Genomic DNA, 13,932 nt, shown 5'->3' on the forward strand with positions numbered 1-13,932 from the left:
ACACAGGGTTCATAATACAACAATATCGAACCATTGTAACCACTGTCATCAACCTTACCGCAATATCGGTTCTAACCCTGGCTAATCGGTGTTTACCCAGAACAATGTTAGAATTTCCGGTTTTATGTTAATCGCTTTTCTTGAACTATGCCTACAACCTTAAAACTCCCGCCTGAATCCCTGAGGCTAAATATCGAACTTGTAGAGATTGAATTAAACGCAGCAACAACCCCGCAAAGTAACATTTTAGGCCAGCCCAGGGCACAATCAGCGCTGGAATTCGGCATTGCCATGACCAGTTCCGGCTATAACGTCTTTGTTATGGGAGAGCCTGGATTAGGCCGTTTATCCATGGTCACCCATCATCTGAACGGGCTGTCCAGAAACCTGCCGACCGCACCTGCTTATGCTTACGTCGATAACTGTTCCAACCAGAGGGAACCGCTAGCTATCCAGCTAGCGGCAGGACAGGGCGAGCAATTTTGCAATGACATCGAAAACCTGATCGACAATCTACTGGTCACATTCCCCGCTGTATTTGAAAGCCCTAGTTACCAGCAAAAGAAATCTGCCATCGAGCGGTCTTTTAATCAAGCTTATAACAATGCGATTGATTTGGTGGAGAAACAGGCCAGAAGCCTTAACGTAGCGCTGTTTCGGGAGAACGAAGGCATTACTTTTGCTCCGGTCAAAAACAAAAAACCCTTGGATGAAGAGCAATTCGCGGAATTGCCCCAAGCCGAACGGGACGCTTTTCATCAACATATTGAAGAGCTTGAGGAATATTTGGGCGAGGTACTTTTGGAACTGCCCCAGTGGCGCAGGACCCTGGTGGAAAAAATCAAACAACTGGACACCGACACCATCCAGCTAGCCATCACTCCACTCTTTGCAACCCTTGATGATAAATATCAGGGTATGGATGATCTCTATCGCTATTTATCGGAAATCAAAAAAAACCTGAATAACACGATTGCCGACTATCTGATGCCGACCCACGCCTTGGAACCCAGCAATAACGCAACAAAACGGTCGGCATTAATCGAGCTTTATTCACCCAACATCCTGGTCGACCACAAACAAGACAGTGGCGCACCGGTCATTTATGAACCCCATCCGACGTATCAAAACCTGTTTGGACGCATCGAGTACGTCAGTGACCAAGGTACATTAATCACCCATTATCGAAGGATTTGTCCTGGCTCTTTGCATAAGGCGAATGGCGGCTACCTCATACTCGATGCGGAAAAATTACTGACCTACCCTTTTGTCTGGGAGGGCATAAAACGTGCGCTGCAATCGGGTCGCATTGAAATTGAATCGCCTTATTCGGACTTGGGTATCAACACCGTCACTTTAAAACCCCAGAATATCCCGTTAAATATCAAAATTATCCTGGTGGGTTCGCGGGACATCTATTATCTGCTCGAAGAACTGGATAGTGAATTTAACGAGATGTTCAAAGTCCTCGCCGACTTTGACGGCCACATCCCACTCAGCAATGAATCCACCCAACAGTTTGCTTCGCTTATGATGAAACATGCCCTGGATACAGGCGCCAAGCCGTTGACCAAAACCGCTATCCAAAAGCTCATCGAACATAGCTGCCGCCTGTCGGAAAACCAGCACCATCTTTCCGCGCACATCAACGATTCTCTTGATATCGTCTCTGAAGCGCAATTGTTTGGTCGCCAAACCAACAGTGGACACATTGATAAGGCGCACATAGAGCAGGCCCTGGTAGCCAGGGAATACCGCAATGGCAGGCTATCCCAGACGGTGTTGGAAGAAATGCTCGATGGCACCATCCTTATCGATACCGAGGGCGAGGCAGTAGGCAAGATCAACGGCCTGACCGTCCTTGAAATAGGCGGCAGCTGTTTTGGCGCACCCGCACGTATAACCGCCACCGTATACCCAGGCTCCAGGGGCATCGTCGATATTGAACGGGAGGCCGAGTTGGGTCAATCCATCCATTCAAAGGGCGTGATGATTCTCACCGGCTACTTGGGTCATTGCTACGCCCAGGAATTTCCTTTGGCAATTTCAGCCAGTATCGCCATTGAACAATCCTACGGTTACATAGACGGCGATAGCGCCTCAATGGCGGAACTATGCTGCCTTATCTCCGCCCTTACCCGCACCCCCATCAGGCAGTACTTTGCCGTCACCGGTTCGATCAATCAATACGGCGAAGTACAAGCCATAGGCGGCGTTAATGAAAAAATTGAGGGCTTTTTCCGGCTATGCCAGGCAAGAGGACTTACTAGCCACCATGCAGTGATCATTCCTGCCGCTAACAAACGCAACCTGATGTTAAAGCAAGAAGTCGTCGATGCCGTCACGCAAGGGCTGTTTGCAATTTATGCTGTCGCAACGGTTGACGAAACGCTGGAGTTATTGACCGGAAAACCCGTTGGCACCATAGACAAAGAAGGCAATTACCCAGAACACAGCATCCATTTCAAAGCCATCTCCCGGTTGAAAGAAGTTTCAGCCCTAGCTTTTGATGATGACAAGGAAGATGGCTTATGACCCAGGGTGTTGAATTTTGCAATTGAATTCGCCGTTTCGGGTATTGTGCAAAAGACAACGCCAAAAGATGGCGCTAGTGCCGGACGAGCCATGTTGCTCCGTCCTGCGTCGAAATTGACGGAATACGCTATCGCTATTCCATCCTACAAAATAACCAAACAAATGGGGAATGGTCTACCGGACGCTATTTCTCAAGCCCAATAAAATCCCATATCTTGTGGGATACCGTGGCATTCTCATATTCTGGAACCGGAGGGCCATTGGGGAAATTAAGTTCATACACTCTGCCGGCATCTTTGGCTAAATCCGGCATATCCAGTTTGGTGTAAGCTTCCTGCATGATTTGCAGGGCATAGGGCACGGCGGGTGTGCGCTGGTATTTTTCAACAACGTAAGAAGCCCTGTTGGCAGCAGCGACATAAGCCTTACGTTTGATGTAATATCTGGCGACATGAACCTCGTGCATAGCGAGATTGTTTTTGAGGGCAATCATGCGTTTGCGGGCATCCGGCACATACTTGCTTTGCGGATACTTACGCACCAGTTCCGAAAAAATATCGTAGGCACTACGGGCGTTGCCAGGATCGCGTTGCGAAGCATCGGAGGGTATAAAGCGCTGGATAAAGCCTATATCGCGGTTGTAATTGACCAATCCCTTTATATAGTAGGCATAATCTACATTAGGATTGCGTGGATTCATTTTGATAAACCGGTCAGCCGCAGCTATCGCAGATTCGGGATCAGAATTTTTATAATAAGCATAGGCAATATCCAATTGGGTTTGCGCCGAATCCAGACCAAACGGAAAACGTGCTTCCAGTGCCTCATAGATTTTGATGGCTTTTTCCCAATTACCGGCATCTACGGCTTTTTTCGCCTGACTACGAAATTTGTTGGCATCCCAATCGACACAATCGTCATCGTCAGCATCCCCCGATTCATAATCCTTCCAGTCAGCACATTCATTTTTGCTGGATTCTGAATCATCTGACATTAAACTTTTAACTGTTTCACAGCCTTGTATGGATACAATTAACGGTATGATAACTAGTAATTTAAACAAAAATAATCGCATAGGGCTAACGACACGTTGTATGATGCGAAATTTACTCGCTGGATTTCATTCAGGATTGGAAACGACTGCTTGTGGCGAGTATAACGTATCGTTGAGCTAATCAGAAGTAGTGTTATGTCAAAATTCAAAGAAACAGTGCCCTATGGACTGGCAGGCCTGCGTTTGGATCAGGCGCTTGTTGAACTGTTTTCAGATTATTCCCGGAGCAAACTGCAAACCTGGATTAAGTCTGGACGTGTACAGGTTAATAACCTAACAACGGTAAGCCCAAAGGCAAAGCTGGATGGCGGCGAGGAAATCACGCTCGATGCCGAGGCCGAGACGGTCATCGAATCTAGCCCGGAACCTATTCCCCTGGACATCGTATTTGAGGATGACAGCCTGTTAATCGTCAACAAGCCTGCTGGACTGGTTGTCCATCCGGCTATTGGCAACTGGCACGGAACTTTGCTGAATGCCTTGCTTAACCATGACGCAAATCTGGAAACCTTGCCTAGGGCGGGTATTGTCCATAGAATCGACAAGGAAACCAGCGGCTTGCTGATGATTGCAAAAACCTTGCAAGCCCATAACAGCCTGACGCAACAACTGCAAGAGCGGGAAATCATCCGAGAATATCTGGCCGTAACACGGGGCCGCATGACCGCTGGCGGTACGGTCAATGAGCCTATCGGCAGGCATCCTACTGACCGCAAACGCTATACGGTCAGGGAGTCGGGTAAATTTGCCGTCACCCATTACCGGGTCGTCCAGCGCTTTGCCCATCATACCTTGGTGCAATTGATGTTGGAAACTGGCCGTACGCATCAAATTCGGGTACACATGGCGCATATCCGCTATCCGCTCTTGGGCGATCCTGTCTACGGCGGACGTTTTCAAATGCCGCCCAATTGCGGTGCTGAATTGGAGAAGGAATTACGTGGTTTTAAGCGCCAAGCCCTACATGCCGCAAAACTGGGACTGCAACATCCATTGTCTGATGAATATTGCGAATGGGAGCAACCCTTACCCGACGATTTGGTTCGTCTGATCAGGGCTTTATCAGAAAATGAAGACTAATAGTCACTGGCTGCAACCGGACTGGCCTGCGCCTTCGAATGTACACGCGGCAATGACCTTACGCACTGGCGGTGTCAGTCAAGGCGATTACGCCAGCTTAAATTTAGCTGCCTACGTCGGGGATAATCCCGATTTGGTCAGCCAAAACCGGCAAATCATAAAAACTCTGTTGAACTTACCTTCAGAGCCTGCCTGGCTGAACCAAACACATAGCAATCGAGCAGTTAAAGCGACTGCAATGTCCTCGCCGCCGCAAGCTGATGCCAGTTACACCGACCAGCCCGGCGTGGTTTGCGCCGTATTGACGGCAGATTGTTTGCCCTTGCTGGTCTGCGCTGCTAATGGCACCGAAATAGCGGCAATCCATGCCGGTTGGCGCGGCTTGTTAGATGGCGTAATCGACAACACGATCGCCGCAATGCAAAACAGGGACGCGCTGGTTTGGTTAGGCCCGGCAATCGGGCGGGAACGCTTTGAAGTCGGCGCTGAAGTGCGTACTGCTTTTGTGACAAAATCTGCTGACTACATTGCCGCCTTTAAAAAACACAGCCATAACAAATGGTTAGCCGACATCTATCAACTGGCGCGACTCAACTTGGCTGCGCTGGGTATAAGCAAGGTTTACGGCAGTAATTTTTGTACTGTCACCGACCACGAACGGTTTTATTCCTATCGCCGGGATAAGGACACAGGGCGTATGGCGACACTAATCTGGAGAGATTGAACTTGAATTTATTGCTATTAATCATCATATTTACCGCCATTGGCGGCGTACTCAGCGTGATCGCGGCGGCTGTTTTCCTCTTATTGCCGGATGAAAAACGCAACACGGTGATACCCCACGGAATTAGCTTTGCTATCGGCGCATTGTTGTCCGTGGCGTTTTGGGGGCTGATCCCAGAAGCCTTTGCCGACATTAAACCGGAGCAGTTCCAAACCTTATCAGGAACAATTTTAGCCGGTATTCTCGGCTTTTTTGTGCTGGAAAAATTGCTGATCTGGCGACATTGCCATATCGAAAGTTGTGAAGCCCACGGCGATGAAGTTCATGACTCCAATCACGATCAAGGACTTGAAGTCCTCGCTGGACATCATCATCACGGCATGGTCAAATCCGCAGGCGCATTGATTATCGTGGGTGATGGCATCCATAACTTTGTTGACGGTGTATTGATTGCCGCTGCATTTTTAACCGACGTTAAGCTGGGTATCGTCACCAGCCTGGCGGTTGCCACCCACGAAATTCCCCAGGAAGTGGGGGATTTTGCCATTTTATTGCATAGCGGTTATTCCAAAAGCAAGGCCTTGGTTTACAACATCCTGGCGAGTTTGACCACCGTGGTAGGCGGTGTGTTGGCCTATTACAGCCTGGAAGATCTGCACGACAGCTTGCCTTACTTCCTGGCGCTGGCAGCCTCAAGTTTTATCTACATCGCCGTCGCCGATTTAATTCCGTCACTACATAAAAAAACCGATATAAAAACCTCATTGCAGCAAATAGCCTTGATTGCCGCCGGGGTTTTGCTGATATGTTCATTGCATGGCGTTGTCCATACGATTGAAGCCGATAATCGGAAGGTGGAATTTAATAAGAGATAAATCGCCAAAATATTAGTTATGGGAACCTCTATTAATTGCAATTTAAACCGCCGTGTAGCGAAAGCGCTGTAACTAGACAACTTTTAAGCTCGAACTATTGGGTTCTAATAAAAATTTTCTTTATTTATAAAGTCAATAGTTTTTAGTTCTACAGAAAAAACCCTGGTTAACCGTATAATATGGTGCTATTTCACAGGTAGTGAGGTGTAAATTATGCAAATCATCCAGGAAGCGCTTACGTTTGATGACGTTTTGTTGGTGCCCGCTCATTCGACTGTATTGCCCAGCGAGGTCGAAATCAAAACCCAGTTGACCCGCACTATTGCGCTCAATATTCCCCTGGTTTCCGCCGCTATGGATACGGTTACCGAAGCCCGGCTGGCGATTGCGATGGCACAAGAAGGCGGCATTGGCATTATCCATAAAAACATGACCGCTGAACAGCAGGCGCGGGAAGTGCGTAGCGTCAAGAAGTACGAAAGCGGAGTAATTAAAGATCCTATCACTGTTTCGCCTGATGTGAGCATTCGGGATGTGATTAAGCTGACCCGCGCCAAAAATATTTCCGGGGTTCCTGTCGTTGATGGTGATGAATTGGTTGGTATCGTGACCAGCCGTGATTTGCGTTTTGAAACACGTTTCGATGAGCCGATTACCAAAGTGATGACCCCAAAAGAAAGGTTAGTGACGGTGAAGGAAAATGCCGACCAAAAGGAAGCCATCGCTTTATTGCATAAGCATCGCATAGAAAAAATCCTGGTGGTGAATGAGTCCTTTCATTTGCGCGGCCTGATTACCGTCAAAGACATCCAAAAAGCGAAAGATTACCCGCAAGCCTGCAAAGACGATCAGGAACGGTTGCGGGTGGGCGCGGCTGTAGGCATCGGATTTGGCACCGAAGAACGGGTCGATATGCTGATTGCGGCGGATGTGGATGTAATTATCGTTGATACCGCTCACGGACATTCCCAGGGTGTGCTTGACAAGATTCGCTGGGTCAAGCGCTATTATCCAGGTGTTCAGGTTATTGGCGGCAATATTGCGACCGCTGAAGCTGCATTAGCCCTTGTTGAGGCAGGGGCAGATGGCGTAAAAGTAGGTATTGGCCCAGGGTCGATTTGCACCACGCGGATTGTCGCCGGGGTAGGTGTTCCACAAATTACCGCCATCAGTAGTGTCGCGGAGGCGTTGAGAGGTACAGGCGTACCTTTGATCGCCGATGGTGGTATCCGTTATTCGGGCGATGCTGCGAAAGCCTTGGCAGCGGGCGCCCATGCAGTAATGTTAGGTGGACTATTTGCCGGGACGGAAGAAGCGCCAGGCGAAATTGAATTATTTCAGGGGCGTTCCTACAAATCATACCGTGGCATGGGTTCATTAGGGGCCATGTCGCAACTGCAAGGTTCTAGCGACCGTTACTTTCAGGATGAAACCGACTCCGTTGAAAAGCTGGTGCCAGAAGGGATTGAAGGCCGAGTCCCTTACAAAGGCAGTTTACTTGCGGTGATTCACCAGTTGTTAGGTGGCGTGCGTTCGAGCATGGGTTATACCGGCGCAAACTCCATCAAAGTCTTGCATGAAAAGGCGCAGTTCGTGCGCGTGACCAGTGCGGGTATAAGGGAAAGCCATGTGCATGATGTGACGATTACCAAGGAAGCGCCCAATTATCGGATGGAGTGATTGTTTGGTGGGCAATCATTATTGAGGGTCACACGAAAAAGCTTGTAGATAGAATTGGTACAACATAACCCAGTCAATTCTCGCATTTGCCAAATATTTCGATGATAAACAAGAAACTACCCAATCAAGGTATCTCAAGTCGCTTTACAACTGATGCGATTATTATGGCTGGAGCACCTATCGTATTGACCCTGATTGCAATTATCGCAGTTTGGGTTGCGCCGAAAATATTACATCTCCGAGAAGTTGATCGATGTCTTGAATTGAGAGGGACATTTAATGACGAAAAAGACGAATGTGTAGTGGCTAAAAAGGAAACACGGTGAAACAACCATCAACCAACATCCATAGCCACAAAATCCTCATCCTGGATTTCGGCTCACAATACACCCAGTTAATCGCCCGGCGCATTCGAGAAATCGGCGTTTACTGCGAAATCTATTCCTGCGAATGTTCGACTGAAGAAGTTAAACACTTCGCACCCAATGGCATTGTGCTATCCGGTGGCCCTGAGACGGTTACCAGTGCCGATACGCTCAGAGCGCCGCAAATAGTATTCGAACTGGGCGTACCGGTTTTGGGCATTTGTTACGGTATGCACACCATGGCCGAACAATTGGGTGGCAGGGTCGAATCATCCAAGCACCGGGAATTCGGTTACGCGCAAATCCGGGCGCATGGGCATTCCAAGTTATTGAAAGGCATAGAAGACCATTTATCGCCTGAAGGTTACGGTTTACTCGATGTTTGGATGAGCCACGGTGACCGGGTTGTTGTTTTGCCTGAAGGTTTTAAACTGATTGCCAGTTCCTATGGTGCACCAATTGCAGGGATTGCCGATGTAAAGCGGGCATTCTATGCCCTGCAATTTCATCCCGAAGTCACTCACACCAAACAAGGTATTAGAATACTGTCTCGCTTCGTACTTGAAATTTGCGGTTGCGAGGCGTTGTGGACAGCCAGCAGCATTATTGACGATAGCATTCATGCTGTCCGCACCAAGGTAGGCAGCGACCACGTTATTCTGGGTTTATCGGGTGGCGTTGATTCCTCTGTCGTTGCGGCATTGCTGCACAAAGCCATTGCTAACCAGTTGACCTGCGTATTCGTCGATACCGGATTGCTGCGTCTCCATGAAGGCGATCAGGTCATGGCAACCTTTGCCGAGCATATGGGCGTTAAGGTTATCAGGGTCAATGCAGGACAGCGTTATCTTGATGCCCTGAAAGGCATTGCAGATCCTGAACAAAAACGTAAGATTATTGGCAACCTGTTCGTCGAAATCTTTGATGAAGAAGCTAGCAAGCTGATCGATGCAAAATGGTTAGCACAAGGCACCATCTATCCTGATGTGATTGAATCGGCAGGTTCCAAAAGCGGTAAGGCGCATCTGATTAAGTCGCATCACAATGTCGGCGGTTTGCCGGACAACATGAAGTTGAAGCTGGTTGAGCCTTTGCGCGAGTTGTTCAAGGATGAGGTGAGGAAAATAGGCTTGGAATTAGGCTTGCCTTCCGATATGGTTTTTCGGCACCCTTTCCCAGGGCCGGGTTTGGGTGTGCGGATACTGGGTGAAGTCAAAAAGGACTATGCGGATTTGTTGCGTCAGGCGGATGCCATTTTTATCGAGGAATTGTACCGGCATGATCTTTATAACAAGGTCAGCCAAGCCTTTGCCGTATTTTTGCCGGTGAAGTCGGTAGGGGTCATGGGCGATGGCCGCCGTTATGATTACGTCGTTGCATTACGCGCCGTTGAAACCATCGATTTCATGACCGCACGTTGGGTACACCTGCCTTACGAATTTCTCGACCTAGTTTCCCGTCGCATCATCAATGAAATCGCTGGCATTTCCCGCGTCACTTACGATATTTCGGGTAAACCGCCTGCCACTATCGAATGGGAATAACGGAGCAAGACGAAGCCTGGATGCGTTATGCAATAAGACTGGCGCAACGGGCTGAATTGCTAGGTGAGGTTCCCATTGGTGCGGTGCTGGTCAAGGACAACCGCTGTATTGCCGAGGGCTGGAATGCGCCCATAGCCAATCATGATGTGACCGCCCATGCGGAAATAACCGCCTTGCGCGAGGCCGGCAAGGCGCTGGCAAATTACAGGTTGGTGGATACTACCTTGTATGTGACCTTGGAACCCTGCGTCATGTGCATGGGAGCCATTGTCCATGCACGAATAAAACGCCTGGTTTTTGGTGCTTATGACCCTAAGCGGGGCGCGGTTTGCAGTGCGTTAAGCCTAGCCGATGCTGGATTTTTAAACCACAGGGTCAATTGGCTAGGGGGAGCGCTAGAAGCGGATTGCTCTGAATTGCTCAAAGATTTTTTTAGGATCAGGCGTTAGCTTGTAGCTTTTAGGGTACACAGTACGTACCATTAGCAGCTGTAACCGTTACTAGACTGGGGGCATTAAGCTTCCTTAAACTGATACGTAATGAGACTGCAAAGTATACCCAACCCTTATATCTACCCATCCAACAACTTGTAAGCGTATAATTTCCTTCATCAAATACAACGTTACACCGTTTAAGAGGAAATCAAGCATGAGTATTAATTATCAAAGCATTATTACCATGGAGCCGGACAAAAGAGGCGGCAAGCCGTGCATTAGGGGATTAAGAATTACGGTCTACGATGTTTTAACATGGCTGGCTGATGGCATGAGCCGTGATGAAATCATTGAGGATTTTCCAGAGTTAAATAATGAAGATATTACCGCTTGCCTTCGATTTGCGGCGGATAGGAAACACCACAAGGCAACACTAACAACCTCATGAAGTTACAGGGCTATAGGATGTGCTGAGGAACGAGACGCATCTTTCGCGAACGATGCGCTTCCCTATGTTCAGCACATCCTATGGATCTGGTGCCAGTCTATTAAAGCCGTATTGGGCCAAACGCTGTTGAGCCTCTTGCTGGCTTAAGCCCTGTTCAGTGCTGCCCAAAGCATCACAAGTTGCGTCAGGAGGGAGAGAATGCCATGGACGACTGTCTGATAGGTTCTTTTTCATCATTAATGATCCCATTATGATTTTTTACCTATAAAAATGTAGTATGGAGTAACGCATTGACAGGCAGTATAAAATAAGAAGAGTTAGTATACCAGTCGATGCGTAACCACTATGTCTATGTCTCAAGCATTGTTAGCACATTCTTTTTAAGGAGGACGTTATGCGAAATTTGAAGCGATTATCCGCTTTTATTGGGGCGATATTAGTTATCGCTGCCATTTTATATGTTGCCTTCCAATTCATATTCCTTGATTTTTTTGTTGACTTATGGTGGTTTCAGTCATTAAAGTTTGAATCCTATTTCTGGCTCCGACTGCTCTATAGATTCTTTCTGTCAGGTGGCGTAACGCTATTTTTTTTCTTCAGTTTCTTTTTTCATTTTTGGATCGCTTCGCGTTATTTAGGCCTTAATCCTTCGGTCGAAACCCTAAAAAATATTGAGAAAGGCCTGGATTTTCACCGAATTGCAGCTAACTTTATTAATGGCTCGGTAAAAATTTACGCTCCAATTTCATTGTTGCTGGCCATCTATATCGCTATTCCGTTTTATGAACATTGGGAAACGGCATTATTATTTTTTTTCGGTGGCCCGTCTGGCGTAATCGAGCCTGTTTACGGGTATGACATCAGTTTTTACCTGTTGTCTTATCCCCTCTACCTGCTGATTCAACAGGAATTGTTGACCACGGCCAGCTTGTTGTTCTGCATGGTGGGTATCCTGTATTGGCTGGAAGATGCTTATGTGCCCGATCAAAGCAAGGAAATGTCTTCAGGCGCCAAAATTCATTTGATGATTTTGATCGGTTCCATTGCTCTATTTGTGGTCTGGGGATTTTTGCTGCAGCGGTTTTCACTGCTATATACCGGGAACCATCAACCGGTGTTTTATGGGCCAGGATTTGTGGAAATACGCTATCAATTACCGCTTATCTGGTTAAAGATTGTCACCTTCCTTGCGACGGCAATCACCGCAGGCCTGTTTATTTTATCAGAACAACACCGTCGCAAGACACCGTTTTTGATAGCGCTGACTGGTTTTTTATGTGTTTTAGGGTTACCTAAAGTTCAGTTTATCCCTGATTTAATACAACAATATATCGTTAATCCCAATCCTGTGGAAACGCAAGAACCGTTTATTCAACACAATATTGATGCAACCCTGGATGCCTATGATTTAAAACACATTAAAACGGTAGATCAGCCAGTCAAGCTGAATGCCATTGATGACATCGAGGCATGGAGTACGCAGAAAAACTTTGAAAACATACCGGTTTGGGACCGGGAAATCCTGATTGACACCTATAGACAGATGCAGTCGATAAGGCCCTACTACACGTTCCTGTCTGTCGATGAAGACCGCTATTTTCTTCTAGATCACACCCGACAGGTCAACCTTGCCGCCAGGGAAGTCAACCTGGCCAAACTGCCATCCGAAGCGCAAAACTGGGAAAACACCCATTTGCGTTATACGCACGGTTATGGCGCCGTCGTCACAGCGGCTGCCCAGGATGCCGGTAATCCACTGATCTGGTATATGCGCGATTTAAACCTGAGTTCGAACGTTGGCCTGTCAGTCAAATACCCGGATATTTATTATGGCCAGGAACCCTACAGTTACGCCATTGTCCCCAACTCTCTTGATGTCATGGGGATTTCCGGCACACCATCCGACCCCGATATGGCAAGCGCTTATCAAGGCAAAGGCGGCATCCCCATTCCCTCCCAGTTCAGAAAAGCATTATTTGCCGTTTATTTCAAAGACCAGAATATATTTTTTTCCCCCAATATATCCACAGAAAGCCAGGTCTTGATGCGCAGGAATATCACCGCGCGCATCCAAACATTAACGCCCTTCCTGCATCTGGATAATGATGCTTATCTGGTGGTGACCAAAGACCGGTTTTACTGGATACAGGATGCTTATACGCTCTCCAGATGGTATCCTGTTACCCAGCTTGCCGACGACGATTTTCTGGAGGGCAAGCAAGAATTCAACTATATCCGCAATTCCGTGAAAATAGCCGTCGATGCTTTAGACGGCGGCGTACAGTATTTCATCTCCGACCCCTCGGACGTCATCATTCAGGCCTACAGCCTGGCTTATCCCAGCCTGTTTAAAAGCCTTGATGAAATGCCTGCCGAGCTAGCATCACATTTGCGTTATCCCAGGGATCTGTATTATCTGCAGATGAAGGTTTATGCAAAATACCATCAACGAGATCCAGCATTATTCTACCAACAAGCCGAGACTTGGCAATTCGCCACAGTACGTGGCCAGCCGGTAAAACCTTATTATCAGACCATCGATTTCGGCAATTGCAATAATGCGGAGGAGTATGTCATGCTGAACCCGATGACACCGGTCAACAGCAATAATCTCAGCATGATAGGCGTAGCCGGTATAATGGACACCACGACCTGCAGTGCGGCTTATAAGCCCAGCATTACCATTTATAAGTTCCTTAAGGATGTCCAGGTCAACGGGCCGGCGCAGGTTGAAGCGCTGATTGACCAAGACCCGGAAGTTTCCGCCCTATTTACCCTCTGGAACCAAGGCGGTACAAAAGTTCAATTGGGGCGCATGGTTGTCATGCCGATGGGTAATAGCGTGCTCTATGTACAACCGGTTTATATAGTCTCGACTACAAACGCCATCCCTAAACTTTCCAGGATCATTGTTTCTATCGGTAATCGTGTGGTCATGGACACCACTTTTGGGTCGGCGTTCAATCGCCTGAAACAGATGTTTATCAAAGGTGCTGCCGATGTCAACAAAACGGGGACGTCTAAGGCAAATGCCCGGCCAGGCAAGAATTAGCGTTTTTAAAATAATAAGTCCGTAAGTCGGATAAATTGTAGGGCGGATTAGCCGCGCAACATACGCGATCTATCCGTTTTGTTTGACCTCTGGGCGCGGCGTAATCCGCCAACTGCGGTGTCCATCCGACCACCAGGGATG

General features: G+C 47.9%; 13 protein-coding genes. 11 read left to right on the plus strand and 2 right to left on the minus strand.

Annotated features, from left to right (window positions below; translation table 11 throughout):
• Positions 1-147: 147 nt before the first annotated feature.
• Positions 148-2,535, plus strand: a complete 2,388-nt coding sequence (locus ACLQ6D_RS04850) for a Lon protease family protein (protein WP_411726159.1) — start codon at positions 148-150, stop codon at positions 2,533-2,535.
• Between the two features lie 9 nt (positions 2,536-2,544).
• Positions 2,545-2,739 carry a hypothetical protein gene (locus tag ACLQ6D_RS04855; protein WP_411726160.1) on the plus strand — a complete coding sequence of 65 codons (195 nt, stop codon included), beginning with the start codon at positions 2,545-2,547 and terminating at the stop codon, positions 2,737-2,739.
• Here ACLQ6D_RS04855 and ACLQ6D_RS04860 read toward each other — a convergent pair.
• Positions 2,720-3,610 carry an outer membrane protein assembly factor BamD gene (locus ACLQ6D_RS04860; protein ID WP_411726161.1) on the minus strand — a complete coding sequence of 297 codons (891 nt, stop codon included), beginning with the start codon at positions 3,608-3,610 and terminating at the stop codon, positions 2,720-2,722. The two genes, ACLQ6D_RS04855 and ACLQ6D_RS04860, sit on opposite strands and share 20 nt — an antisense overlap.
• A gap of 114 nt (positions 3,611-3,724) precedes the next feature.
• On the opposite strand from ACLQ6D_RS04860, the gene rluD reads away from it, so the two are divergent.
• From rluD to ACLQ6D_RS04900, 8 genes are all read left to right on the plus strand, one after another.
• A complete protein-coding gene (gene rluD / locus ACLQ6D_RS04865) occupies positions 3,725-4,669 on the plus strand; it encodes a 23S rRNA pseudouridine(1911/1915/1917) synthase RluD (RefSeq protein ID WP_411726162.1) in 945 nt (314 codons plus the stop codon).
• Positions 4,659-5,393, plus strand: coding sequence for a peptidoglycan editing factor PgeF (gene pgeF, locus ACLQ6D_RS04870; protein ID WP_411726163.1), 735 nt, complete (start codon positions 4,659-4,661; stop codon positions 5,391-5,393). Before rluD ends, pgeF begins: the two co-directional genes overlap by 11 nt.
• Before the next feature lie 2 nt (positions 5,394-5,395).
• On the plus strand, positions 5,396-6,268 hold the full coding sequence (locus tag ACLQ6D_RS04875; protein WP_411726164.1) for a ZIP family metal transporter: 873 nt from the start codon (positions 5,396-5,398) through the stop codon (positions 6,266-6,268).
• A gap of 213 nt (positions 6,269-6,481) precedes the next feature.
• On the plus strand, positions 6,482-7,948 hold the full coding sequence (gene guaB / locus ACLQ6D_RS04880) for an IMP dehydrogenase (RefSeq protein WP_411726165.1): 1,467 nt from the start codon (positions 6,482-6,484) through the stop codon (positions 7,946-7,948).
• 164 nt (positions 7,949-8,112) lie between these two features.
• Complete coding sequence (locus tag ACLQ6D_RS04885; RefSeq protein ID WP_411726166.1) at positions 8,113-8,274, plus strand: hypothetical protein; 162 nt, start codon at positions 8,113-8,115, stop codon at positions 8,272-8,274.
• On the plus strand, positions 8,271-9,857 hold the full coding sequence (gene guaA, locus ACLQ6D_RS04890; protein WP_411726167.1) for a glutamine-hydrolyzing GMP synthase: 1,587 nt from the start codon (positions 8,271-8,273) through the stop codon (positions 9,855-9,857). Before ACLQ6D_RS04885 ends, guaA begins: the two co-directional genes overlap by 4 nt.
• Complete coding sequence (tadA, locus tag ACLQ6D_RS04895; protein ID WP_411726168.1) at positions 9,848-10,306, plus strand: tRNA adenosine(34) deaminase TadA; 459 nt, start codon at positions 9,848-9,850, stop codon at positions 10,304-10,306. The genes guaA and tadA overlap by 10 nt, the downstream gene beginning before the upstream one ends.
• A 205-nt stretch (positions 10,307-10,511) precedes the next feature.
• A complete protein-coding gene (locus ACLQ6D_RS04900) occupies positions 10,512-10,739 on the plus strand; it encodes a DUF433 domain-containing protein (protein WP_411726171.1) in 228 nt (75 codons plus the stop codon).
• Positions 10,740-10,817: 78 nt separating this feature from the next.
• Here the strand turns inward: ACLQ6D_RS04900 and ACLQ6D_RS04905 are convergent, their stop codons facing one another.
• Positions 10,818-10,988: a cation-transporting P-type ATPase gene (locus ACLQ6D_RS04905; protein WP_411726169.1), complete on the minus strand. Its 171-nt coding sequence runs from the start codon at positions 10,986-10,988 to the stop codon at positions 10,818-10,820.
• A 145-nt stretch (positions 10,989-11,133) separates the two neighbouring features.
• Here ACLQ6D_RS04905 and ACLQ6D_RS04910 point away from each other — a divergent pair, with 145 nt between their 5' ends.
• On the plus strand, positions 11,134-13,791 hold the full coding sequence (locus tag ACLQ6D_RS04910; protein WP_411726170.1) for a UPF0182 family protein: 2,658 nt from the start codon (positions 11,134-11,136) through the stop codon (positions 13,789-13,791).
• Positions 13,792-13,932 lie beyond the last annotated feature (141 nt).

Source organism: Methyloglobulus sp., assembly GCF_046714055.1.
GTDB lineage: Bacteria > Pseudomonadota > Gammaproteobacteria > Methylococcales > Methylomonadaceae > Methyloglobulus.

Bases quoted from the DNA above. Each gene is read 5' to 3' on its own strand.
- ACLQ6D_RS04850 (WP_411726159.1), top strand. From the start codon at position 148: ATGCCTACAACCTTAAAACTCCCGCCTGAATCCCTGAGGCTAAATATC.
- ACLQ6D_RS04860 (WP_411726161.1), bottom strand. From the start codon at position 3,610: ATGCGATTATTTTTGTTTAAATTACTAGTTATCATACCGTTAATTGTA.
- rluD (WP_411726162.1), top strand. From the start codon at position 3,725: ATGTCAAAATTCAAAGAAACAGTGCCCTATGGACTGGCAGGCCTGCGT.
- pgeF (WP_411726163.1), top strand. From the start codon at position 4,659: ATGAAGACTAATAGTCACTGGCTGCAACCGGACTGGCCTGCGCCTTCG.
- guaB (WP_411726165.1), top strand. From the start codon at position 6,482: ATGCAAATCATCCAGGAAGCGCTTACGTTTGATGACGTTTTGTTGGTG.
- ACLQ6D_RS04885 (WP_411726166.1), top strand. From the start codon at position 8,113: ATGGCTGGAGCACCTATCGTATTGACCCTGATTGCAATTATCGCAGTT.
- tadA (WP_411726168.1), top strand. From the start codon at position 9,848: ATGGGAATAACGGAGCAAGACGAAGCCTGGATGCGTTATGCAATAAGA.
- ACLQ6D_RS04905 (WP_411726169.1), bottom strand. From the start codon at position 10,988: ATGGGATCATTAATGATGAAAAAGAACCTATCAGACAGTCGTCCATGG.
- ACLQ6D_RS04910 (WP_411726170.1), top strand. From the start codon at position 11,134: ATGCGAAATTTGAAGCGATTATCCGCTTTTATTGGGGCGATATTAGTT.